General features: G+C 68.8%; 19 protein-coding genes. 7 read left to right on the plus strand and 12 right to left on the minus strand.

Going from position 1 to position 24,743, the window contains the following annotated elements:
• Window positions 1–29 precede the first annotated feature (29 nt).
• Window positions 30–2,039, minus strand: coding sequence for a molecular chaperone HtpG (gene htpG, locus ACFW3F_RS04850; protein ID WP_388054850.1), 2,010 nt, complete (start codon window positions 2,037–2,039; stop codon window positions 30–32).
• 174 nt (window positions 2,040–2,213) lie between these two features.
• Here htpG and ACFW3F_RS04855 point away from each other — a divergent pair, with 174 nt between their 5' ends.
• Window positions 2,214–2,969 (plus strand): PIG-L family deacetylase, encoded by a 756-nt coding sequence (locus tag ACFW3F_RS04855; protein ID WP_388054852.1) that lies wholly within the window; start codon window positions 2,214–2,216, stop codon window positions 2,967–2,969.
• An 86-nt stretch (window positions 2,970–3,055) separates the two neighbouring features.
• On the opposite strand, the gene recD is transcribed toward ACFW3F_RS04855, so the two are convergent.
• Genes recD through ACFW3F_RS04875 form a run of 4 tightly spaced genes read right to left on the minus strand, consistent with a single transcriptional unit; the run spans window position 3,056 to window position 12,372 of the window.
• A complete protein-coding gene (gene recD / locus ACFW3F_RS04860) occupies window positions 3,056–4,963 on the minus strand; it encodes an exodeoxyribonuclease V subunit alpha (protein ID WP_388054854.1) in 1,908 nt (635 codons plus the stop codon).
• The gene (locus ACFW3F_RS04865; protein ID WP_388054856.1) at window positions 4,960–8,334 is read right to left on the minus strand and encodes a UvrD-helicase domain-containing protein; all 3,375 of its coding nucleotides are present in this window, start codon (window positions 8,332–8,334) and stop codon (window positions 4,960–4,962) included. Before ACFW3F_RS04865 ends, recD begins: the two co-directional genes overlap by 4 nt.
• Window positions 8,331–11,810, minus strand: coding sequence for an exodeoxyribonuclease V subunit gamma (gene recC / locus ACFW3F_RS04870; RefSeq protein WP_388054858.1), 3,480 nt, complete (start codon window positions 11,808–11,810; stop codon window positions 8,331–8,333). Before recC ends, ACFW3F_RS04865 begins: the two co-directional genes overlap by 4 nt.
• 31 nt (window positions 11,811–11,841) lie before the next feature.
• On the minus strand, window positions 11,842–12,372 hold the full coding sequence (locus ACFW3F_RS04875; protein ID WP_388054860.1) for an acyl-CoA thioesterase: 531 nt from the start codon (window positions 12,370–12,372) through the stop codon (window positions 11,842–11,844).
• Between the two features lie 138 nt (window positions 12,373–12,510).
• On the opposite strand from ACFW3F_RS04875, the gene ACFW3F_RS04880 reads away from it, so the two are divergent.
• Together ACFW3F_RS04880 and ACFW3F_RS04885 are read left to right on the plus strand one after the other, a co-directional pair.
• Window positions 12,511–13,116, plus strand: coding sequence for a GNAT family N-acetyltransferase (locus ACFW3F_RS04880; protein WP_388054862.1), 606 nt, complete (start codon window positions 12,511–12,513; stop codon window positions 13,114–13,116).
• Window positions 13,117–13,287: 171 nt separating this feature from the next.
• On the plus strand, window positions 13,288–14,805 hold the full coding sequence (locus ACFW3F_RS04885) for an NAD(P)/FAD-dependent oxidoreductase (RefSeq protein WP_388054864.1): 1,518 nt from the start codon (window positions 13,288–13,290) through the stop codon (window positions 14,803–14,805).
• Window positions 14,806–14,828: 23 nt separating this feature from the next.
• Here the strand turns inward: ACFW3F_RS04885 and ACFW3F_RS04890 are convergent, their stop codons facing one another.
• From ACFW3F_RS04890 to ACFW3F_RS04920, 7 genes are all read right to left on the minus strand, one after another.
• Window positions 14,829–15,557, minus strand: a complete 729-nt coding sequence (locus tag ACFW3F_RS04890) for an urease accessory protein UreD (protein ID WP_388054866.1) — start codon at window positions 15,555–15,557, stop codon at window positions 14,829–14,831.
• A 2-nt stretch (window positions 15,558–15,559) separates the two neighbouring features.
• Complete coding sequence (ureG, locus tag ACFW3F_RS04895) at window positions 15,560–16,246, minus strand: urease accessory protein UreG (protein ID WP_388054868.1); 687 nt, start codon at window positions 16,244–16,246, stop codon at window positions 15,560–15,562.
• 58 nt (window positions 16,247–16,304) lie between these two features.
• Window positions 16,305–16,970, minus strand: coding sequence for an urease accessory protein UreF (locus tag ACFW3F_RS04900; protein ID WP_388054870.1), 666 nt, complete (start codon window positions 16,968–16,970; stop codon window positions 16,305–16,307).
• On the minus strand, window positions 16,970–18,688 hold the full coding sequence (locus tag ACFW3F_RS04905; RefSeq protein ID WP_388054872.1) for an urease subunit alpha: 1,719 nt from the start codon (window positions 18,686–18,688) through the stop codon (window positions 16,970–16,972). The genes ACFW3F_RS04900 and ACFW3F_RS04905 overlap by 1 nt, the downstream gene beginning before the upstream one ends.
• Window positions 18,689–18,691: 3 nt before the next feature.
• Window positions 18,692–19,069, minus strand: a complete 378-nt coding sequence (locus tag ACFW3F_RS04910; protein WP_388054874.1) for an urease subunit beta — start codon at window positions 19,067–19,069, stop codon at window positions 18,692–18,694.
• 81 nt (window positions 19,070–19,150) lie between these two features.
• Window positions 19,151–19,453, minus strand: coding sequence for an urease subunit gamma (locus ACFW3F_RS04915; protein ID WP_388054876.1), 303 nt, complete (start codon window positions 19,451–19,453; stop codon window positions 19,151–19,153).
• Between the two features lie 133 nt (window positions 19,454–19,586).
• Complete coding sequence (locus ACFW3F_RS04920; RefSeq protein ID WP_388054878.1) at window positions 19,587–20,009, minus strand: PaaI family thioesterase; 423 nt, start codon at window positions 20,007–20,009, stop codon at window positions 19,587–19,589.
• A 343-nt stretch (window positions 20,010–20,352) separates the two neighbouring features.
• Here ACFW3F_RS04920 and ACFW3F_RS04925 point away from each other — a divergent pair, with 343 nt between their 5' ends.
• From ACFW3F_RS04925 to ACFW3F_RS04940, 4 genes are all read left to right on the plus strand, one after another.
• Window positions 20,353–20,751: a BlaI/MecI/CopY family transcriptional regulator gene (locus ACFW3F_RS04925; protein WP_010843819.1), complete on the plus strand. Its 399-nt coding sequence runs from the start codon at window positions 20,353–20,355 to the stop codon at window positions 20,749–20,751.
• Between the two features lie 44 nt (window positions 20,752–20,795).
• The gene (locus ACFW3F_RS04930) at window positions 20,796–21,749 is read left to right on the plus strand and encodes a M48 family metalloprotease (RefSeq protein ID WP_388054880.1); all 954 of its coding nucleotides are present in this window, start codon (window positions 20,796–20,798) and stop codon (window positions 21,747–21,749) included.
• A gap of 86 nt (window positions 21,750–21,835) precedes the next feature.
• Entirely contained in the window at window positions 21,836–23,293 is a 1,458-nt protein-coding gene (gndA, locus tag ACFW3F_RS04935) for an NADP-dependent phosphogluconate dehydrogenase (RefSeq protein WP_388054882.1), read from the plus strand.
• Window positions 23,294–23,309: 16 nt separating this feature from the next.
• Complete coding sequence (locus tag ACFW3F_RS04940; RefSeq protein WP_388054884.1) at window positions 23,310–24,743, plus strand: GuaB1 family IMP dehydrogenase-related protein; 1,434 nt, start codon at window positions 23,310–23,312, stop codon at window positions 24,741–24,743.

Genomic DNA, 24,743 nt, shown 5'->3' on the forward strand with positions numbered 1-24,743 from the left:
GCGCGTCGTCCGTGGTCGGGCAGACCGGATCAGGACTCCGAACCGGCCGACGACACGTCCCCGGTGAACGACTCGGTGAGGCGACCGGCCAGGATCTTCGCGAACTCCGCCGGGTCGTCGAGCTCGCCACCCTCGGCGATGACGGCCATGCCGTACAGCAGCTTCGCCGTCGGCACCAGCTGCTCGTGATCACCGGCGCCGTGAGCCTTGTTGAGTGCGGCTACCAGCGGGTGATCGGGATTGAGTTCGAGTGCCCTCTTCGACTTGGGGAACTCCTGCCCGGACGCCCGGTACAGCTTCTCCAGCTGCGGAGACATCGAGAACGTGTCACCGACGAGACAGGCGGGCGACTCGGTCAGGCGCGACGAGAGTCGTGTCTCGCTGACGTCGTCGGAGAGTGTGCTCGTGAGCCACCCCAACAGGTCCGCGTAGGTCTTGTTCTGTTCCTCTTTGGCGGAATCGTCGACGTCCTCGTCGTCATCCTCGAGGTCGACAGCTCCCTTCGCGATCGACTGGAACGTCTTGCCCTCGAACTCGGCACCCGCCGAGACCCACATCTCGTCCACGGGATCGGACAGGACGAGGACCTCGATCCCCTTGGCGCGGAACGCTTCCATGTGGGGCGAGTTCACGATCTGCTGACGCGATTCGCCCGTCATGTAGTAGATCGTGTCCTGACCGCTCTTCATCCGGCCGATGTAGTCGGCCAGCGTGGTCAGCTCGTCCTCGGAGTGGGTGGTCGCGAACGACGACGCCTTGAGGAGTGCATCGCGGTTGTCCGGATCGTTGACGAGACCTTCCTTGAACACCCGACCGAAGGCGTCCCAGAAGGTTCGGTAGTCGTCCGGACGACCGGCGCGCATCTCGGTGACCGTCGAGATGACCTTCTTCGTGAGCCGGCGACGGATGGCGCGGATCTGCCGATCTTGCTGCAGGATCTCGCGGGACACGTTCAGCGAGAGGTCGGCCGCATCGACGACGCCCTTGACGAACCGCAGGTACTCCGGCATCAGTTCGGCGCAGTCGTCCATGATGAACACGCGCTTGACGTAGAGGTGGATGCCGACCTTGCTATCCCGCATGAACAGGTCGAACGGCGGCTGCGTCGGGATGAAGAGCAGCGCCTGGTACTCGAAGGTGCCCTCGGCCTGCAGCGTGATGGTCTCCAGCGGCGCATCCCAGGCATGCGAGACGTGCCGGTAGAACTCCTGGTACTCGTCGTCGGTCACCTCCGAACGCGACTTCGCCCACAGCGCCTTCATCGAGTTGATCGTCTCGGACTCGACGACGGTCTTCGTCTCCGGCGCCGTAGGCTCGTCGGACTCGTCGGTGCCGGTTTCGGCGTCGGGGGTCTCGACCGGAACCGTCTTCTCCACGTCCATCCGGATCGGCCAGGCGATGAAGTCCGAGTACCGCTTCACGAGCTGGCGCAGCTTGCTCTGATCCGAATAGTCGTAGAGGTGGTCCTCGGTGTCGACAGGCTTGAGCGCCAACGTGACCGAGGTGCCCTGCGGCGCGTCGGGGACATCGTCGATCGTGTACGTGCCGTCGCCGGTCGACTCCCAGCGGGTACCGGTGCTCTCCCCCGCCTTGCGGGTCACCAGGGTGACCTTCTCGGCAACCATGAAAGTCGAGTAGAAGCCGATACCGAATTGGCCGATCAGTTCCTCGGCAGCCGCGTCGGACACCCCGTTCGCCCGGGCCTCGGCGAGCGACCGGCGCAGCTCGGCGGTGCCCGAACGGGCAAGCGTGCCGATCAATCCGACGACCTCGTCACGGGTCATGCCGATCCCGTTGTCGGCGACGACCAGCGTGCGGGCCTGCGCATCGGGCTCGAGCGTGATGTGCAGGTCGGAGGTGTCGACGTCGAGATCCTTGTCGAGCAGGGACTCCAGCCGCAGCTTGTCCAGCGCATCGGACGCGTTCGAGATCAACTCGCGCAGGAAGCTGTCCTTGTTGGAGTAGATCGAGTGGACCATGAGATCCAGCAGTTGCCGGGTCTCGGCCTGGAACTCGTGGACTTCGGGCTGAGCGCTCATCGCAGACCTCCATGTTCTGTTCTCGTGCACCGAGCGGACCCGAGGTCACGCACCGGTGCGACACGTGGGGACGGACACCGACTTTACCGAGCGGTGGTGTGGCTACCCTGGGTCGGGGACCGACTAACCCGGACGACATCCGTGCCGTGCGGGAACGATCAGGAAGCCAGGTGGATGGGCACACCGCGACTGCTGTTGGTGCACGCGCACCCCGACGACGAATCGCTGTGGACCGGAGGCCTCATCGCGCGTCACACCGACGCCGGAGGCGAGGCCGACCTCGTCATGTGCACCTGGACCGACGGCACGGTCCGGCACCGCGAACTCGCCGCCGCAGTGGACATCCTCGGCATTCGGCGGCCGCCGATCATGCTCGGTTACGCCGACGACCGCCGGCCCGAATCGGCACCCGACGCACCGCGGTTGTGCGACGCGTCGTTCGACGAACAGGTCCGTGCTCTCACCCATCACATCCGTGCCCTGAAACCCGACATCGTGATCACCTACGATCCGCTGGGCATCTACGGTCACCCCGACCACGTGCACGCACATCGCCTCGCCTGCGCGGCCGCCGACGCCGCGGCGTCGACAAAGCTCTACCACCGCGCCGGGCCGGCCTGGCGGGTCCGCTCGCTGTACTTCGCCACGATTCCGGAATGGATGATGGACATCCTCGCGGAGAGTCTCTTCGCGGATATCCCGCGCGCGCAGCTGCCCGGGACACCCGAGTCCGAGATCGACGTGGTGGTCGACGTGTCCGACCTCACGGCCCGGAAGAGGGCCGCGGTCACCGCGCATCGTTCCGAGATCGACCGCAGCCGGGCCATCTCGGGGTTCATGTCGCTACCCGACGACATCCAGGAGAAACTGCTCGGCGTCGAGTGCTACCAGCGCCGCGACCTCGTCCCCGGTGGTTGCGACCTGATCTAGGACGGTCGACAGATACATCGCGCGGTTACCCGCGCCCGCAAACCCACCCCTTTTCCAGATTCCCACCGCGCTCGGACCGGGTGGGTTCACGGAAACGGGGTGGGTTTGCCGGGATGTGGCGACGCCCGATTGTCCTGATCGTCGAAGGGCGTCACCGTCGATCGCAGACCACTGGCGCGCTGCACGCGACGGTTGACCGCCGCGGCGAGGACCTCAGGCGTCCCGACGATCCGTACGCGTTCGCGGGCGCGCGTGATGGCTGTGTACAGCAACTCCCGGGTGAGCAGTTCCGAACCCGCGGGCGGCAGGATCACCGTGACCTGCCGGAACTGACTCCCCTGGCTGCGGTGGATCGTCATCGCGTGGACCGACACCACATCGGCGAGCTGCGTCGGATGCAGCAATCGGACAGATCCGCCGCGGCGGAAGGCAACGCGGACGGCGTCGGCTCCCTGCATTCGGCCCTCGGGATCGGCGATCACGACGCCGGTGTCGCCGTTGAACGTCGACGTCTGGCGATCATTGGCGGTGACCAGGATCGGCTGTCCCGGATACCATCCGGCGTGTTCCGCGCCGGTGGTACCCAGCCATTCGGTGATCCTGGCCGACCATCCGCGGACGCCCCACGATCCCTCCCGATGTGCGCACAGGACGCGATGCGTGTCGAGCGCGTCCAGCGCGCCTTCGGCATCGGCGCCGCGGGCCGCCGCTCGAAGCGCCCTCCCCCACTCGACGAGATCGGCGCGCACGCCGTCGAGGTCGTCGGGTGAGACGAGCTCGACATTCGGGACATCCTCCGCGGTCACGAGTTTCACGACCTCGTCGGCATCACCGGAGTTCACGGCTGCGGCAACCCGCGAGATCCCGCCGCCGAATCGGAACTGCCGCCGAAGGGTGATGACCCCGTCGGCGAGGTGGTCCACGTCCCCCGACTCCATTTCGGCGACGGCCGGACCCACCGCCTCCAGCGCAGCCTGCGATACGGCCACCGCTGTTCCCGAGTCCATCTGCGCGTCACCGGTGTCCGGTCGTTCGACGAGGTCGGCGAGGACCGCCCCCGCCTCGACCGATGCGAGCTGATGCGGGTCACCGACAAAGATCACGCGCGCGTCGGGACGGACCGCATCCAGCAGACGACTCATCGCGGTCATCGACAGCATCGAGGTCTCGTCGACGACGATGACGTCGTGCGGCAGCGTACGCCCCCGGCCATACCGCGGGTTGGATCCCGGACGCCACCCGAGCAACGAGTGCAGCGTGACGGCGTGCGTCGTGACCGGCACCGTCGATTCCGCTTCCACCGAGGCCTGGAGCTGAGCCGCCGCTCGGCCGGTCGGCGCGCACAGCCCGATCCGGAGACCGGGTCCCTGAAGCGAGTCGAGTACGGCGAGAATGCGTGCGACGGTGTAGGTCTTCCCCGTGCCCGGACCGCCCGCGAGCACTGTGGTCCAGCGGGTCGCGGCGACCGCGGCGGCGAGCTTCTGCAGATGGCCGTCCTCGGGCGAGGTGTACACGGCGGCAATCGCGGCGCGCAGGGCTCCGGGATCGACCACTGGGGACGTCTGCGCACGCCGGGCCAGCGTGTCCCGGATGGTCTGCTCCTGCCGAAAGTACTTCTGCAGGTACACCAGCGGGCCATCGATGGACCGCCGCACCACCAGCGGACGCAACGGGCCCGCGTCGCTGCCGGCCACGAGCGGACTCTCGAGGAGTGCATCGAGCACCTCACCCGACGACGGGATCACGAGGTCCGCGGTGGCCTCGCCGACCAGGTCACCCAGCCGGTCCAGCGCCAGGCACGTCGAACCCAGCCGCACGGCCCGTACCGCCAGCGCGGCGCCGAGTCGCGCGGACTCGGACACCGGTTCGGGCGCGCACATCGCCACGAGACGATCGGTGATGTGTACGTCCGCGGCGGCGAGCACCCCGGCCTCGTTCCACTCGGCGAGCACCCCGGTGGCCCACTCCACCACCTGGACATCGGAAGTGGTCATCGAGATCCTCCCGCCAACGCGTCGGACAAGGCGGTGATCAGCGCCGCGGGCGGATCCCACTCGAACACGCCGCAACCCGGCGGTGTGTCCGGGCCGGCCATCCCGCGCACGAAGTGATACTGCACCGGGCCGAGATGCCGGACCGGATCGTAACCGGCGACGCGCCAACGGAGATATCTGTGCAGCGCAACCGAATACAGCATCGCTTGCAACGGGTAGTGGGCGGCGATCATCTCGCCTGCCATCGCCGCCGTGTCGAAGTCCTCGACGACGAGGTCACCCGCGCGGATCCGGTTGGTCTTGTAGTCGACGACCACGTAACGCCCCTCCGGGGTGCGCAGCACCGAATCGATGCTGCCCGTCAGGAACCCGCGCAGTTCGCGGGCGGGGAGCTCGCGGAGGTGGTCGGCGTAGTCATGCAACGGATCGTCGTCGGGCAGATGCCGGTCCAGGAGTTCCGCCAGCATGTCCGGTGTCGCGCCACCCGCGCGGGGGGCGCTATCGGCCGGCCCCAGCGGGAGCTCGAAGTCGAGCTCGGCGAGGCGATCACCGGGTTCGACACCCCAGAGGTCGCCGAATCCGAGCGGGGTGGTGAGGACGCCGACGAGAGCGGTGACCAGCACGTCTGCATCGATGTCGGCCGGCAGGACCCCGAGCGCGCGGGAACACAGATCGCGCACATGTGTGTCGATGTCGGGGGCGGAGGTGTCGACGTACTCGAGAACCTCGTGCACCAGGGTGCCGAATGCAGCACCGTAGGGCAGCCCATTCATCAACGACGGCATCCCGGCACGCTCGACGTCGGGGAGCGTCTCGTCGATCTCGGTCGGAGCCACGGCCGGTTCGTCACCCACGATGTCCTCGGTCGGTTCGCTGCCGGTGGTGACGACCGGGCCGGCGGGTGCACCGTGCGCGACGTCGGCGACGATGGACGAGTACGACGTCCGACGCCATTCCTGATCGATCCCGCGCCGGAATCGCGCGACCCCGAGCGTCGCGGGCTCGCCTGCGGCGTGCGGCGGGCCCGACACTGTGGCAGCCTCGATCCGGCCGGCGGGCTCGACCGAGATCGCCGCGTCGCGCTCGGTCAGTGCGCGCAGCACGCTGACGCACGTGGGGTCGTCATCCGGGATGGGAACGTCGGAAGCGACCGACCACACCGATTCTCCGGTGTCGGAAGGGATTCGCGTCGCGGTGCCGCGCCCGAAGATCAGCCGGTGCAGCGGTCCACTCGTGGTGTTCATCGAGGGCGCCCACCATGCGACGACCTGCGACTGTGCTCGCGTCAGCGCCACGTAGAGCAGGCGGAGGTCCTCGCCCGCCGTCTCCTCGGCGTATCGCTTGCGCCGAGCTGCGCGCCCCGGAGCCTGCCCACCGCCGACATCGAGACGCCGGGTGCCGGACTCGTCGTGGTAGGTGATGTTGCCGCGGTCCCCGATCCACGTCCCGTCCCAGCCATAGGGCACGTAGACGATCGGGAACTGCAGACCCTTGCTGCCGTGCACGGTCATGATCTGGACGGCCTGGGTGTCGCGGTCGAGTCGCCGGCTCTGGTCCTCGTATCGCTGCCGCGCGGACGTGTCCGCGATCCGTTCGGCAAGCCACTCGACAAGCGCGCTGAGTCCCGCCGAGGTCTCGACCACGTGCTTGTTGCACAGCGCGGACACCTGCAGGAGATCGGTGAGGATGCGTTCACCGTTCTCGGTGGCCAGGACCCGGGCGGCCACGCCGTGCGAGTCGAGCAACCGTTGCGCCATCGCGGCGAATCCGCCTTGTACGAACACCCTTGCCAGCGAGGACATCTCGGCGCCCAGCTCGGCCACCTCCGGTTCGCCCGCGGTCGCGACCTGCTCGGTCGACCAGCCGACGAGCGTTGTGAGCGCGGCCAACCGCACCCGGTCGGCGCGGGAGGGTTGCTCGACGGCGCGCAACACCCACAACCAGTGCTGGGCCGCGCTCGTCGAGAACACGTTGACCCCCGACCCGATGACCGAGTTGATCCCACGCGCGGCCAGCTCTCGCTGGAGCGGTTCGATGGTGCTGTTGAGCCGCACCAGGATCGCGATGTCACCGGGGTCGACCGGGCGGGAGATTCCGTCGACGTCGAGCCGCGTTCCCTGGGCGAGGGTGTTCGCGATGTCGTCGGCGACGTCGGTCGCGATCCGGTCGCGGACATCCTTCACCGAAGGCAGGTTGTAGGAGTTCCGGGACGAGAAGTCGTTGCGCAGGAACGCGCGGATGCGCAGCGGTGGCCGACCGTCGAGACGGCTACCGGCGTGCGCCGCGGTGACCGGATGGACCACAATGTCCGGATGTCCCAGCGCGGCTTCGCCGTACAGGTGGCCGAGAGCGTCGACGAGCGCGCCGTCGGATCGACGGTTCACGTCGAGTGCCTGGAGGGTGTCGGCGGAGGACACCGCGGCAAGGTAGCTCAGGACCTCGGCACCGCGGAACCCGTAGATCGACTGTTTGGGGTCGCCGACGAGGATGAGACGGCGGTGGCCGTGGAAGCAGCGGCGCAGGATCTCCCACTGCAACGGATCGGTGTCCTGGAACTCGTCGACCAGCACCACCGTGAAGGTGTTGCGGATACGTTCACACGCACGCTCGCCGACCACCGGGTCGGTCACGATCCGGTGCAGGATGGCCTGCAGGTCGTCGTAGGTTCGGACGCGCGCATCGCGTTTCCGGGACTCCACGATGCGGCGGACCGCGGACGCGAAACTCACCCGGCGGGCCGCCACGGCGTCGGCACCGGGCCCATCTGGCGACTCGGACCCGTCCGGTGCCAACGCGACCGACGCCTGACGCACCGCGTCGCGGGCGATCGCCCTGGCTTCGGAGTAGTCGAACTCCGGTGTGTCGCTTGCCCAGAAGCCCCGCAGGTACAGGTCCAGCGCCACCTCCTCGGTGAGCTCGTCGACCTCTTCGACGATCGAGTAGACGAGTTCACGCTCGCCGAGGAAACCGAGCGCCTCCAACATGCGATTACAGAAGGTGTGGGTGGTGGCGATCGTCGACGCGTCGAAATCGCTCAGGGCGCGCGCCAGATTGTGGCGACGCGCGGCGACCTCGTCCGGTGACCCCTGCGCCAGCATCTGCAGCAGCGGGTCGTGGTGGGCGGCCGCGCCGATCCGGCCGAGCCCGCCGAGCAGTTCCCGCACGCGGTCTCGCATACGTTCGCGCAGTTCCGCGGTCGCGGCCCGGCTGAACGTCACCAGGAGCATCTCCGAGATCGGAACCCCCTCGGCGATGTGCCGGGCGGCGAGACCGACGATCGCATAGGTCTTTCCGGTGCCCGCGCTCGCCTCCAGGACCGTGGTGTGATCCGGCAGGTCGGCGGTGATGTCGAACGTGGCCGGCCGTCTCACGTGCCCTCCCGGTGCTGGTTGAGCGGTACCCACACGGTTCGTGCCAGGCCGGCGAACAGGGTCTCGTCCGGGGCGATCGGCAATTCGACACCGCCGACGGTGCGGTGCTCGGCCCCCGGGCCGTCGAGGAGGTCGTCGAACTCGACGTCGGCCAGCACATCCCCACCGAACGCGAGCTTCACGCAAGGATCGTGTGCGGCACCGAACTTGTCGTCGAAGTTCTTGCGCGCGTTGGCCAGTGCAAAGGAGCTGCGACGGCCGGGACCGTCGTTCTCGACGAACGTGCACGCCGGTTCCAGCGGCAACGGCAGGGGGCGGCGCAGACCCTCGTCTCGAAGTCGGACGAGGTCGTAGAGAAGCGGGACCGGATCCTCGGGGCGCCGGAGCCTGATGGTGCTGGTCCCGCCGCCTCGCGCGGCGCGGCCGACCATGACCGCCGACTCCACCGGCGCTGCGGCGACGTTGCCCTGAGTCGCGGCAGCGGCGACCGCGAGAAGCGTGATCCAGCCGCTGAGTTGCTGTTTGGCCTTGAGCTTGGAATACGTCGCCCGCACCACCGCGGCCGCGCCGATGTCGCCGAACACGTCGCTGACCGTCCCGTGCACCCGGCGCCCGTCGGGCAGGCGTACCAGGACGTCGAGGGTCGTGGGAGTCCCGGTCCGCAGCGGGTCGACGACGCCATGGAGACGGGTCACCGTCCGCGAGATCGCGCGGAGTTCACGGGTCCCGAAGGCGAAGGGCGGCAGCGTGCCGCGCCGGAGCTCGGCCGCTTCACACTCCCCGATGGACACGCCGGTCAGCATCCGGGACAGGAACCGGTCACCGATCCCCCACTTGTCCAGCGGTTCGAGTTCGACGTCGAGCTGATCGTCGTGCGGCCGGTCGTCGTCGGGAATGCGTGTACCGAGTCGTTGACGGACGAACGCGACGATCGGATCGACGTGGAACTCGATGAGGGTGGCGAGATCGATGTCCTCCGAGTCAGGGGTGCGTTCCGGCGCCGGCAGCACCTCGTGAGCCGCGACCACCGGACGCTGCGACGGCCCGCGCATCGCCTTCGTCCCGGCGAGCATCGACGCATCGTGACTGAACGGGCCCGGTATGCCCGGGACCGCACCGGGAGTGAAGTTCCGGGCGTCGAATCCGTGGAGGGAGTGCCGGCGAACCGGGCTTTTGCCGGTCAGGCCGGTGAGCATGTCGACCAGCTCACTCACGACCACGGCGGGCGGGATCCGCCGGCCCGACACCGGGTCGGCACCGCTGTAGAAGACGAGGAGCGCGTCCTGCGCGGCGCAGATCGCATCGAGGAAGCACTGCCGGTCCTCGTCCCTCGGATTACGCTCTCCCACCAGCGGATCGACGCCGAGCACGTCGTCGCCGTCGATCCGCTGGACGCGCGGGAAGACCTCCGCGTCCACACCGAGGAGCACGATCACCCGATGCGGGACCGAGCGCATCGGCACCATCGTGCAGACGGTCAGTTCGCCGGTGCGAAAGTTCGAGCGAGTCGGTCGGCCCGCGACCAACGCAGACAACAGGTCCCGCACGTCTGCCAGGCGCAGGACCTCGTCCGGCTCGACCGGCCGGTTGTCCCCGAAACCCTCGCTCAGCATCCGGATGGCCTGCGCGCGTTGCCAATCGTCGACCGGATCAGTGGCTGTGAGGGACGAGACGGCATCGATGAGCGTCTCGGCCCAGCGGTGCGCGGGGGCGGCTTCCCGGAGTTCGGCCAGCACCCTGCCGAGGCGGTCGAGGAATTCGTCGAACCGACCGACGAGATCGATTCCCGTGCTCTCGACTCCGGCGAGCGGGAGTGCGGTGCCGAGCCATTCGTCGTCTGCCTCCTCGGCGACGACACCGAGGGCGATGCGATCCAGGCCCGAATCGAACGTGCCCTGCCGGAACCGTTCGAGACCGAACCGGGCCCGCTCGGCCGCACCGAGACCCCAACGGACGTTGCTGTGCGCCAGCCATTCGCGGATCAGGTCGAGGTCGTCGTCGGTCATGGCGAACCGGGTTCGCACCGGCGGGGAACCGAGGAGGTCGACGACATCACCGGCGGTCACCCGGCCCGCGGCGAGTTCCACGACGCCCACGATCACGTCGAGGATCGGATTGACGTGGCGGATGCCGCGGTCGGCGAGCCGGACTCGCAGGTCGAACGCGGGATGCGGCAGACCCGCCTGACCGAACGCCCCGCGGATGAGCGGCGCGAAGGTCTCGACATCAGGGCACATGATGAGGACATCGCGCGGCTGCAGCTCAGGATCGGCGGCGAACAGGTGAAGCAGCCGATCCCGCAGGACCTCGATCTGCCGCTCAGGCCCGTGACAGGCGTGCACCTCGACCGACGGGTCCGCGGCGGTCTGCTGCGATGATGCGACGTCGTCACCCCCTCCGCCGCCGTACGGCGCGACGGCAACGGTGGAGTCGGGTCCCGGGCCGAGGTCATCACGAATCCCCGACTGAACGGCGTGCAGCGCGGTGTCGGCGACCACCGGCGTCCCCGGCGCATGGTGCAGATCTCGGTCCACGATCGGCGCGAGCCGTAATTGCAGTTCCTGCAGATCCCGGGAGAGTCCGGCCAGCAGGGGGTTTCGCAGCTCCGGGACCTCGCGTTCCGCGCGGCGCGGCGGGACCGCGTCGCCGGAATCGCGCTCGACGAGGTCCCCGAGTCGGTCCCACAGCCGCGGACTCGGATGCGGCACGTACAGGTGCACGTCGTGGTGGACGGCTGCGGCGGCGGCGATCTGACGAAACGACTCGGTGATCCGGGTCGGCCCGAACACCGACAGCCGTTCCGGCAACCCGCCGGCCGTGGCGTCGGTGCGCAGCCGATCGCAGACGGCGGCGAGCTCCTCGGCGGGATGGGGGCGGCCGATCTCGTCGCGGACCGCGCGCCAGAACTCGGGCTGCCAGGCGAGGTCGTCCCGGAGGAGCCGGCCCGCACCGTCGAGGTCGTGACCGGCTGCCCAGTCGGCGATCAGGGACGGGCGGGCCCGCCCGTACCGGTCGAACAGTTCGGCCAGATGGCGCGCGGTGGCATAGCGACGTCCGATCCGGGGCGACGACGCGTCGCCGGCCCCGATGTGACGGGCGATGACGTCGAGGGCGGGATCGTCGACACGGTCGTCGAGGACACGCAGCACCGGCCACGTCAGCTCGGCCGCGCGCCACGGGTCATCCGGCGCCGTGAGCGAGGCTGCGGTGTGCAGGCGGCCGCCACCGAGCACCGCCGCGACGACGGTGTCCGCCAGACGAGACGGCCCGGTGAAGTCGATGTTGGCAGCGATACCGTCGTCGCCGGTCCCGACTCCCAACCGCCGTGCCAGATGCTGGGCGAGCCAGCGCTCGACTCCCGCAGCGGGGACCGACACGATCTCCGGACGCATCGGATCGCCCAGTGGGTGGCTGAGCACCTCGGCCAGCGCATCGGCCAGCGTGTCGGTGCGTTCGGCACGGTGCAGGATCAGCATCGGATGAGTGTGCCTCCGGGCCCGGGCCTGCTCAGCCCGTGACCTTCGTCCGCGGTGCGTGGAATTCGACCGGTTGCCCGAGACGCGCGGCGAGCAACGCGCGTACCTCGTCGGACATCGGGGTCGGTCGGCCGGTGTCCGGGTCGACGACGACCATCGTGGTCTCGGCGGTGGCGCACAGCATCCCGGACTGATCGAACAGGCGCAGGGCCAGGACGAACGACGACCGACCGACCCGCCCGATGCAGGTGCGGACGTTGACCGGGTCGACCGAATAGTGGACGGGGGCGGAGAACTCGATGTCCTGACGCGCGACGAGGAACGAGAACTTCCGCGGCCGGTCGGGCATCCAGTCGAAGAACGATCGCACCCGGCTTTCCTCGAAGATCCGGGCGATCTGCACGTTGTTGATGTGGTTGTTGATGTCCATGTCGCCCCACCGCAGCGCGACCGGGATGTCGAGGTGATAGTCGGGTTCAGCGGAACCGGACGCAGAAGAGTCGGACGCAGAAGAGTCGGATTCAGAAGAGTCGGGGTCGAGAGCGTCGGGGTCGAGGGCCACGGCGCAGATCTTAGTGCGGGACACGCGTACGACGAACTGCAGGAGTCACCGTCGGCCAGACCGTAGACTCACTCGCCGGGGGCAGGACGAGACGCGGAAGATCGGTGCGCGCACCCAGGCGCGCGGTGAGGGGCTCGGGTGAACATCGACACGGCACGGGCTCGTCTGCGCCCGGTGTCCACCGTCGACGTCGACGAGCTGGTCCACCTCGACAGCGACCCCGAGGTCATGCGCTATGTCAGCGGCGGCGCGGCGACACCACGTGCGGTGATCGAGGACTGGATGGTCCCCCGTGCCGAGACCGAGCACCGGAAGTACGGCACGGGCACCTGGGTTCTCTGCGACCCCGCCACGACAGCTTTCCTCGGGTGGATCTCGCTGCGTACTCCGCGCCACAGCTGCCGTGCGGAACTCGAGCTGAGCTACCGCCTACGCCGCACGGTGTGGGGGCGCGGGCTGGCCACCGAGGCGGCATTGACCCTCGTCGCGTTCGCATTCGACCACCTCGGCACCGAGCGGGTCTTCGCTAGCACCGTCGCGCGCAACGCGTCGTCACGGCGGGTGATGGAGAAGCTGGGCATGACGCTCTGCGCGATCCACCTGTGCGACGACGCGGCGGATTCGGCCGAACTCCTCACCATCCACCCGGACCGGGACCGCTCCGAGGTCGAATACGAGCTCCTGCGCGCCGACTGGCAGGAGCGATCACAACGATGGTCGTCGGCCGGCGGTCTCACTGCGTGAACGCAACACCCCACTGGCCGCGCCTGCCGGATCATCATTGACTACCGTTGAGAACATGCACGGTCGTACTCCGGCTCAGGTGCCACCCGGTTCCCTCGGGTGGCGACCCGCACCGGGTCCGCCGAAGTCCGCACGACCGTCGCCCAACGACCTAGAAGGAGATGTCTGGAGATGAGCAGCCCCGCCGTCCAGGCCCCCGCTGGAGCAACCACGACCCGCCGGAAAGTGGCCATCATCGGTTCGGGCTTCGGTGGATTGTTCGCCGCCCAGCGACTGGCCAAGGCCGATGTCGACGTCACGCTGATCGCCAAGACGACGCATCACCTGTTCCAGCCGATGCTCTACCAGGTGGCGACCGGCATCGTCGCCGAGGGTGAGATCGCCCCGGCCACCCGCGTGGTCCTGCGCAAGCAGAAGAACACCGCCGTCCTCATGGGCGACGTGTACGACATCGACCTCGAGGCCAAGACGGTCACCTCCCGATTGCTCGAACGGATCACGGTCACCCCGTACGACGACCTGATCGTCGCCGCCGGAGCCGACCAGTCCTACTTCGGCAACGACCACTTCGCCGAGTACGCACCCGGCATGAAGACGATCGACCACGCCCTCGAACTGCGTGGCCGCATACTCGGCGCCTTCGAGCAGGCCGAGCTCTCCCACGACCCCGCCGAACGCGCCAAGCTGCTGACCTTCGTCGTCGTCGGCGCCGGCCCCACCGGTGTCGAGCTGGCCGGGCAGATCGCCGAGATGAGCGACAAGACGCTGAAGGGCGCCTTCCGCAACATCGACCCGACCGAGGCCCGGGTGATCCTGCTCGACGCCGCGCCGGCCGTCCTGCCGCCGTTCGGTCCGAAGCTCGGTGGCAAGGCCGCGGCCCGGCTCGAGCGCATGGGCGTCGAGATCCAGCTGAACGCGATGGTCGTCGACGTCGACTACGACGGCCTGGTCGTCAAGGAGAAGGACGGCACCACCCGCCGCATCGAATCGCAGTGCAAGGTGTGGTCGGCCGGCGTTCAGGCCAGTCCCCTCGGCCAGCAGCTCGCCGAGCAGTCGGGCGTCGAACTCGATCGCGCCGGACGGGTGAAGGTGCTCCCCGACCTCACCATCCCCGGCCATCCGGAGGTCTTCGTCGTCGGCGACATGATGGCGGTAGACGGCGTGCCGGGTGTCGCGCAGGGCGCGATCCAGGGCGGTCGCTACGCAGCGGACGCCATCAAGGCCGAGCTGAAGGGGCAGACCCCCGACCAGCGCAAACCGTTCAGTTACTACGACAAGGGATCAATGGCGACCATCTCGCGGTACTCCGCGGTGATGCAGGTCCCGATCCCGGGCATCAAGAAGACCTTCGAGACCGAGGGTTACTTCGCCTGGCTCGGCTGGCTGGCGCTGCACCTGGTCTACCTGGTCGGCTTCCGGAACCGGTTGAACACGCTGATCAACTGGTTCTTCGCCTTCACCACGCGCGGCCGCTCGCAGCTCGCGGTGACCGAGCAGCAGGTGTACGCGCGCACCGCGATCGGCCAGTTGTCGGCTCTGGAGAAGGCCGGCACGACCTCGGACTCGGAACCCGCGAAGACCGATGCCGGGACCGTGGACTCGGCGTCGACCCGTGCGGAGACCACGGGTTCGGTACCCACCGAGGGCAAGGACGCGGACGGCAAGGAATCCGAGGCCGAGGCCAGCTGAACCCGACGGTCACGGCCGGAGGGTTACGTCGCGACGGCCAATGACTCGATCTCGAGGTCGTCGGCCAGCCCTCGGGCCGCGGTGACCGACGTCCCGAGGGCGGTGGTCAGACTCGCGCCGCCGGCCAGCTGCAGGCGCGCGGCGAATTCGGTCGCGTGGACCCGGCCGAGCCGGTCGTCCGGGTAGCGGAAGACGCTGCTCGCAGCGCGGTGGCCGGCCGCACCGGCAGGTGTGCCATGACCCAGCGAGAGCCGATGCACCAGCACCACCTGCCCGTCCACGTCCACTCGGAGACCCCCGATCCAAGAGCCCGCCCGATCACGATCGACCAGTACTGCGTCCGTCATCGTCGCCGCCCGCCCGATCTGGATGTGCTCGTGCAGATCGAGGGTGGCACCGGACGCGAGGGTCACGGACATGTCGGAGCGGTGAAACGCGCCGCCGGCGACGACGGTGGGTTGCGGATCGACGCGCAGGCGGCCGCCGGTACCCACGGTGATCTCCCACCTCGCCGAGGAGTCCACACGCTCGCGGGCCGGTAGGGCGATGGTCGCGGCGACGCTGCCCACATGCAGATGCGCACCGGGTTCGACCTCGATCCGGACCACGATCTCGTCACCACCCAGCGGCGTGGCGGCGGTACCGATGAGCTGTACGTGGCCGGGAGAGGTGACCCGCACGCCCAGGCCACCGACCGCGCGGTGACGCACCCCGCGGTCCACGGTGGCGACGATGTCGACCTCGGTGCGCATGGTCACCCGGCGGCGACCGGGGCCGCCAGCTGGGTCCGGACCCACGCCAGCACGTCGGTCGCGGCGGGATCCTCGGTCAGCGAGATCATGGCGGTCTGGCGGCCGTCACGGACCTTCGCCGCGTCGCGGCGCATGACGTCGAGGTCGGCGTTGACGCGTTCGGCCAGGTCGATCTTGTTGATCACCAACAGATCCGAGAACGTGACACCGGGTCCGCCCTTGCGTGGGACCTTGTCCCCGCCTGCGACGTCGATGACGAAGATCTGCACGTCGATCAGGCCCGTCGAGAAGGTGGCGGTCAGGTTGTCACCGCCGGACTCCACCAGGATCAGGTCCAGCGGCGGGTTCGCCTCGACGAGGTCGTCGATGGCGTCGAGATTCGCGGTGATGTCGTCACGGATGGCGGTGTGCGGGCATCCGCCGGTCTGCACGGCGGTGATCCGTTCGTCGGGTAGAACGGCGTTGCGGCGCAGGAAGTCGGCGTCCTCGGTCGTGTAGATGTCGTTGGTCAACACGGCCACCGACAGTTCGTCCCGGAGCTGCCGGCAGAGTGCGGCCACCAGCGCGGTCTTACCCGACCCCACCGGACCTCCGACGCCGATACGCAGCGCCTCACCTGGCTCGCGCTTGCGGCGTGGCCGGTCGTGGTCGTGGGTGTGCGGCTGCCCGTCGATGAGATGCGGGGGCATGGGTACTCCTCTCGGTTCGTGACGTGCGATTGCGCGACGTCTGGTCGTGGTGCGGGGATCAGGACATGAAGAGCGGCATCGGTTGCCGCTCGTGGCGTTCGGCGAAGATGTCGAGGACCGGATCGGACAGGTCCGCCAGGCCGACCGCGGCCTCGGCAGCGACCCGTTCGCATTCGGCGCCGAGCTCGGCGATCATGATCGACACGTCGGCGGGATCGAGTGCGAGCAGACGCTGACCGGCGGTCGCCGACCCGCTCATGGTGGTGTAGACGAGGATCAGCGCGGTGTGGAATCCCGACAGCGAGGACATCGCACCGATCGATCCGCTGATGACCGGCAGGTGCGTCGCCGGCCGGTGGGCCGACCAGTCGGCGTCCGGCCACATCCGGCGCGCCAGCCGCACCATCCCCCGTCCCTGCGCCAGCGACGCCTTCCGCGCCGCCGATGACGGTGTCCGCGCATCGGTCTCATGCTGGGCGTCGGACACACCGAGGGCACCGTCGGCCACCGACGCGGCGACCGATGCGGCGACCAGTCCGCTGGTGGTCACCCGGCGGTACAGAAAAGAAGCGAGATCGCTTGCGGTACGGATGAATCCGTCGGCGATGGCCTGCTCGACGCCACCGGAGTGCACGTGCCCGCCCACCGGTAGTCGGGAATCCGCCAGCGCGAGCATCATCGCCAGCGGCGCGGGAGCGACCGGGGTGGTCTCGTCGGATCGCATCAGAACAGGAAATACCGTTGCGCCATGGGGAGTTCGGCGACGGGTTCGGACTCCCACACCTCGCCGTCGACCGTCACGGTGAACGTGTCGGGGTCGACCTCGATCGTCGGGCACGCGTCGTTGTTGACCATGTCGGCCTTGCCGACGCCGCGTGTGTTCTTGACCGGCACGAGCCGCCGGTCGATCCCGATCCGGCCGGCGAGGTCGGCGTCGGCACCCGGAGCCACGAAGCTGACCGATGTGGCGGCCGCCAGTTTCGGTGCGGCACCGAACATCGGGCGCGGGAAGACCGGTTGCGGAGTGGGGATCGACGCGTTGGCGTCTCCCATCGCCGCCCTGGCGATGGCGCCGCCCTTGATGACGAGATCGGGCCGAATGCCGAAGAACGCGGGATCCCACAGCACCAGGTCGGCCAGTTTGCCGACCTCGACCGAGCCGATCTCGTCGTCGAAACCGTGTGCACGGGCCGGGCAGATCGTGTACTTCGCGACGTAGCGCCGTGCGCGATTGTTGTCGGCCCGGGTGTCGCCGGGGAGCGAGCCACGTTTGCGTTTCATCACGTGCGCGGTCTGCCACGTTCGCAGCACGACTTCGCCGATCCGGCCCATCGCCTGCGAGTCCGAGCCGATCATCGAGATGGCGCCCAGGTCGTGCAGGAGGTCCTCGGCGGCGATCGTGGACGGACGGATCCGACTCTCGGCGAAAGCCAGATCCTCGGGCACCGTCGGGTTGAGGTGATGGCAGACCATCAGCATGTCGAGGTGTTCGTCGAGCGTGTTGACCGTGTGCGGACGAGTCGGATTCGTCGAGGACGGAAGCACATTCGGATAGGCCGCCACCGTGATGATGTCCGGCGCGTGACCGCCGCCCGCACCCTCGGTGTGATAGGCGTGGATGCCCCGGCCCGCGATCGCGCCGAGCGTCGTCTCCACGAAACCCGCCTCGTTGAGGGTGTCGGAGTGCAGGGCGACCTGCACGCCTGTCTCGTCGGCCACACGTAGGCAGGCATCGATGGCCGCGGGCGTACTACCCCAGTCCTCGTGCAGCTTGAAACCCGAAGCGCCCGCGCGGATCTGCTCATGCATCGACTCGGCGCTGACGGTGTTGCCCTTGCCCAGGAGAGCGATGTTCATCGGCCAGTGGTCGGTCGCGGCGAGGATCGACGCCAGGTGCCAGGCGCCGGGTGTCACGGTGGTCGCCTTGCTGCCCTCGGCCGGTCCCGTACCGCCCCCGACCACGGTGGTGATGCCGTTGCCCAGCGCCTCGTCCATGATCTGGGGACAGATGAAGTGCACGTGACAGTCGATGGCGCCGGCGGTGACGATCTTGCCGTTACCCGCGATGATCTCGGTCGACGGCCCGATGACCAGGTCCGGATGCACCCCGTCCATCGTGTCCGGGTTGCCCGCCTTCCCCATCGCGACGATGCGGCCGTCTCGAATCCCGAGGTCTGCCTTGATGATTCCCCAGTGATCGAGCACCACGACGCCGGTGATGACCGTGTCGGGGGCACCATCGGCGCGTGTCGCCCGGCTCTGCCCCATCGATTCTCGGATCACCTTGCCGCCGCCGAAGACCGCCTCGTCCCCCGCTCGTCCCGGTCCGCCCGACAGGTCGTCGGTGACCTCGATGAGCAGGTCGGTGTCGGCGAGCCGGATCAGGTCGCCCGTGGTCGGGCCGAACAACTGCGCGTAACGGTCGCGCCCCAGGATGGCCATGCGTCACTCGCTCTCGTCGCTGTGAACGGCGTCGACCGGGCCACAGGCGCCAGGAGGATCGAGGGAGATCCCGTACACCTCGCGGGTACCGCCGAGCGGGACGAGGCCGACGGTCATCTCGATCCCCGGCTCGAACCGGACGGCCGTGCCGGCCGCGATGTCGAGCCGGCGGCCGTGTGCGCGGGCACGGTCGAAGACGAGGGCGTCGTTCGACTGCGGGAAGTGCACATGACTACCGACCTGCACCGGGCGGTCACCGGAGTTGACGACACGCACTTCGACGGCGTCGGCTCCGGCGTTGAGTTCGATGGTCCCCTCGGCGGCGATGACCTCACCCGGCACGAGTGTCGATCGCGGGCCGGTGACATGCGTACCCGGCATCTCGGTCCTCTCTGGAGTGCTGCGTTCGTGGACGGGCGGGGTCCGGCACGGACCGACCCGACGGTGTCCCGCGGTCGGGTGTCAGGCGATCGGGTCGTGCACGGTGACCAGCTTGGTGCCGTCGGGGAAGGTCGCCTCCACCTGGACGTCGTGCAACATCTCCGGCACTCCGTCCATGACGTCGTCGCGTCGGAGGACGTCGCGCCCCGAGGTCATCAACTCGGCCACCGAACGCCCGTCCCGCGCACCTTCGAGAACGTGGTCGGTGATGAGCGCGACCGACTCGGGATGGTTGAGCTTCAATCCGCGCGCCTGCCGCCGCCGGGCCAGGTCGGCCGCGTACGAGATCAACAGCCGTTCTTGTTCATGCGGCGACAGTCGCACCGAGATCGCTCCTCGAGAGTGGTCGGCCGGACGGTCGATTCGGTGGGTCCGGCCGGGCAGTAGGAGTCATCCTGCCATGACGGGACGGGGTCGGCGCGCCGAGCGGCGTCAGCGTGACGTGGGCCTCAACGGCCTACTTGACCTCGATGTTCTGAAGCCGGACCTGGGTTTTGGCCAGCAGGACGCCGTCCTGGTCGACCATGTCGACGGCCCACAGCTGCTGGCGGCGACCGCGGTGGATCGGGGTCGACGTGGCGGTCACGGTGCCGGTGCTCACCGACCGGAGGAAGTCGGTGTTGTTGTTGACCCCGACGGCGGTCCCGCCGATCCCGGAGTCCTGCAGCCACAGGAAGCCGCTCATGCTGGCGACGCTCTCGCCGATCGCGCAGTAGACCCCGCCGTGCACGATCCCGAACGGCTGATGATGACTGGCGGTGATCTCCATCGTGGCGATGATCCGATCGGGCCCGGCCTCGACGATCTGGAGCCCCAGGACTCCGTCGAGTCCTTTGCCGAATGAATCCCGGAGAACGTCGTCAGCACTGTTCGCAGTCATGCCGTCCACATTCGCATGCGGGGTCCGGTGACAGCGACAGCAGTCCGGGACTCGGCCGGGAACCCGGGGTGATCGCCGATCGTTGTCGACCCATGGATCCCAGAAGGCCCCGCACCTCTGGGAGATGCGGGGCCTTCCGTGCCGTGGACCGGGGGTCTCTGCAGCCCTCAGGACTCTCGCGCGGTCCGACGTGACACTTAATGTAGGCTAGCCTTACCAACGTGTCAAGCGCCGCGAAAAAGGCCACGTCAGAGACGTGCCACTCCAAGTGGGCGCCGCTCGACACACCGGCAGGCAACAACTGGGTATCCAGCGGACCCATAAACGGAGGCACAGCAGTAAAATGCGAAAGATGAATGGCCTGGGCGACCTCGAACGCGCTGTGATGGACACGTTGTGGGAGAGTTCGACCCCGCAGACCGTGCGGCAGGTTCATGCCGCCCTGTCGCGGGATCGCTCCCTCGCATATACGACCGTCATGACGGTTCTGCAGCGGCTCGCGAAGAAGAACCTGGTGACCCAGATCCGCGACGACCGGGCCCACAAGTACGTCCCCACGCATCCGCGGGAGGACCTGGTCGCGAGCCTGATGGTCGACGCCCTCAGCGAGGCCGATGCACCGGGCTCGCGGCATGCCGCACTGGTGTCCTTCGTCGGACGCGTCGGTGCCGACGAAGCGGCCGCACTTCGTTCCGCACTCGATGAGCTCGAAGCCGCACGCGGAACGAGCGACACCGGTTAGATTCGCCGCATCACCACTCGCAGCCCACTTTTAGGAATCACCAGATGACCGCCTTGCTCTTCGGCATCGTCAGCTTGGTGCTCGCCGGACCCGTACCCGAGGCACTGTCCCGGGCCCGCTGGCCGATCCGAGCCCCACGCGCGGCGATGACGCTGTGGCAGGCCATTGCCTTGGCCGCCGTGCTGTCGGCGTTCAGCTGTGGCCTGGCGATCGCGGCGAACATCCTCGTGATCGGACCGGACGGTACCCCCACGACGCATCCGGTCCGCGAGATCGAACGGCTCGGCTGGCCCCTGTGGTTGCTCTGTGTGGGCGTCTTCATCCTGACCCTTCTCGTCGGCGCGCGGCTGTTCTACACGGTGATCCGCGTCGGGGTGCGCACCCGCGCCCGCCGCAACGCGCACCGCCAGCTCATCGACATCCTCGACCGCTGCGACCGGACCGACGACGCCGACAACCCGCTGTACGCGCGCGACGTCCGGATGATCGACGTCGAGCAGCCGCTCGCCTACTGCCTGCCCGGACTCCGCCAGCGCGTCGTGGTCAGCGAAGGCGTGGTCCATCGCCTCACACGCGATGAGCTGGTCGCGGTGATCGCCCACGAGCGCGCTCATCTGCGCGCGCGGCACGACCTGGTGCTCGAGGCCTTCATCGCGCTCCACGAGGCGTTCCCCCGATTCGTCCGCAGCAGTTCCGCGCTCGGCGCGACCGAGCTCCTCGTGGAGGCACTGGCCGACGACCAGGCCGTTCGGGCGACCACCCCCACCACTCTCGGTCGCGCCCTGGTCGCCTGCGCCGATGCGGTGGCACCGCGCGGTGCGATGGCGGTCGGCGGACCGACCACCCTGACTCGCGTCCACCGTCTCCGCGACGACCGTCCCGCCCGGGTCGTCGCCGCCGGCGCCTACATCGCGGCAGCCGCGATCCTGGTCCTCCCGACGCTCGCCGTCGCGATCCCGTGGCTGACCGAGCTCAACCGCCTCATGTCGGCATTCTGACGCCATCACTCCCCCGTGATCGTCGGACCGCGGTCACACGTGGAGGCAGATCACCGGTTCGGACACAAAGGCAATAGGCTGTCGGCATGAACAACGTCGACTCATCGTCTCCCTCCGCGAAGGCCCAGATCGGTGTCACCGGCCTGGCCGTCATGGGTTCGAACATCGCACGCAACTTCGCCCGCCACGGATACACGGTCGCGCTGCACAACCGCAGCATCGCCAAGACCGACGCGTTACTCGACAACCACGGCGGCGACGGCGACTTCGTCCGCACCGAGACCGTGGCCGAGTTCGTGGCCGCCCTCGAGCGTCCGCGCCGCGTGCTCATCATGGTCAAGGCGGGCGACGCGACCGACGCGGTGATCGAAGAGCTCGCCGACGCGATGGAGCCCGGCGACATCATCATCGACGGAGGCAACGCCCTCTACACCGACACCATCCGTCGCGAGGCCGCCATGTCGGCCCGCGGACTCAACTTCGTCGGCGCCGGGATCTCCGGTGGCGAAGAGGGGGCGCTCAACGGCCCGTCGATCATGCCGGGCGGTCCCGTCGAATCGTACGAGTCCCTCGGCCCGCTCCTCGAGTCGATCGCCGCCCAGGTCGACGGTGAGCCCTGCTGCACCCACATCGGGCCCGACGGCAGCGGCCACTTCGTCAAGATGGTGCACAACGGCATCGAGTACGCCGACATGCAGCTCATCGGCGAGGCCTACGACCTCATGCGCAAGGCGCTCGACATGCCCGTCTCCGAGATCGCCGACGTCTTCCGCGACTGGAACACCACCGAACTCGAGAGCTACCTGATCGAGATCACCGCGGAGGTCCTCAGCCAGGTCGACGACGAGACCGGCAAGCCGCTGGTCGACGTCATCGTCGATGCCGCGGGCCAGAAGGGCACCGGGCGCTGGACCGTGAAGTCCGCCCTCGACCTGGGCATCCCGACGACCGGGATCGCCGAGGCCGTCTTCGCCCGCGCACTGTCGAGCGCCACCGACCAGCGCGTCGCCGCCCGCGGCCTGTCGTCGGGGAACCTCGGTTCGGCGCCCGCCGACCGCGAGACCTTCGTCAACGACATCAAGACCGCCCTCTACGCCTCGAAGGTCGTCGCCTACGCCCAGGGCTTCGATCAGATCGCCGCCGGCAGCGCCGAATACGGCTGGGACGTCGACCGCGGGGCCCTGGCCACCATCTGGCGCGGCGGCTGCATCATCCGTGCGCAGTTCCTCAACCGGATTCGCGAGGCCTACCACGACGATCCCGCTCTCCCGAGCCTGCTGCTAGCACCGTACTTCCGCGAGGCCGTCGAGGTCGGCATCGACAGCTGGCGCCGGGTGGTTTCGACCGCGACCCTGCTCGGTATCCCGGTGCCGGCATTCGCGTCGTCGCTGTCGTACTACGACGGACTGCGTGCCGAACGCCTGCCGGCCGCGCTGACCCAGGGCCTGCGCGACTACTTCGGCGCGCACACCTATCAGCGCATCGACAAGGAGGGCACGTTCCACACGCTGTGGAGCGGTGACCGCTCGGAAGTGACCGAATAGGAGCCTGCGAACCCCAGTGCGATTCATCGAAGGCCACCGGCCGACACACGATCTGACGTACGACGATCTGTTCATCGTCCCGGGCAGGTCGGACGTCAGTTCGCGATTCGACGTCGACCTGTCGACGTCCGACGGCAGCGGCACCACGATTCCGCTCGTCGTGGCGAACATGACGGCGGTCGCCGGTAAGCGGATGGCCGAGACGGTGGCCCGCCGCGGTGGGCTCGTGGTCCTCCCCCAGGATCTGCCCATCGAGGCGGCGGCCGCGTCCATCGCCTATGTGAAGTCGCGGCATCTGATCGCCGACACCCCGGTCACCCTCGACCCGGCGGCGTCGGTGACCGATGCGGTCGCGCTGATCCCGAAGCGCTCCCACGGCGCGGCCGTCGTGATCGAGGACGGCCGGCCGGTGGGCGTCGTCACCGAGAAACGCTGCCGCGACGTCGACCGGTTCGCCCGCGTGCGCGAGGTCGCCGACCCCGACATCGTGACGCTCCCCGTCGACACCCCGCCCCGCGAGGTCTTCGACGCGCTGGGCGATCTGCACCTCGGCCTGGCCGTGCTCGTCGAACCCGACGGTCGGCTCGCCGGAGTCCTCAACCGCGTGGGCGCCCTGCGCCACGCCATCTACACGCCGAACGTCGACTCCTCCGGTGCGCTGCGCGTCGCCGCGGCCGTCGGCATCAACGGCGACGTCGTGTCCAAGGCCCGCGCGCTGGTCTCGGCCGGTGCCGACCTGCTCGTCATCGACACCGCGCACGGCCACCAGGAGCGGATGATCACCGCGTTGTCCGCGGTCATCGACGCCGATCTCGGCGTCCCGATCGCGGCCGGCAACGTCGTGTCGGCCGAGGGCACCCTCGACCTGATCGAGGCGGGGGCGTCGATCATCAAGGTCGGTGTCGGTCCCGGGGCGATGTGCACCACCCGGATGATGACCGGCGTCGGGCGCCCCCAGTTCTCGGCGGTCGCCGAATGCGCATCGGTCGCAGCGGGACACGGTGCGGCGGTGTGGGCCGACGGCGGCGTCCGCCACCCGCGCGACGTGGCACTGGCCCTGGCGGCCGGAGCGTCGAACGTGATGGTCGGCTCGTGGTTCGCGGGCACCCACGAATCCCCGGGCGACCTGCTCGAGGACGCGCGGGGTCCGTACAAGGTCAGCTTCGGCATGGCCTCGAAGCGGGCTGTCGCCGCGCGGTCGAGCGGCGACAGCACCTACGACCGCGCACGGAAGAGCCTGTTCGAGGAGGGCATCTCGAGTTCGCGGATCCGCCTCGACCCGGAGCGTCCCGGCGTCGAGGATCTCATCGATCACATCTGCGCGGGTGTTCGCAGCACGGCGACCTACACCGGCGCCCGGACGCTGCGCGAGTTGCACGACAAGGTGGTGCTCGGCATCCAGTCGCCCGCCGGTTTCGCCGAAGGCCGCCCCCTGCCGGGCGGGTGGTGA

Source organism: Gordonia sp. NPDC058843 (genome assembly GCF_042743165.1).
GTDB lineage: Bacteria > Actinomycetota > Actinomycetes > Mycobacteriales > Mycobacteriaceae > Gordonia.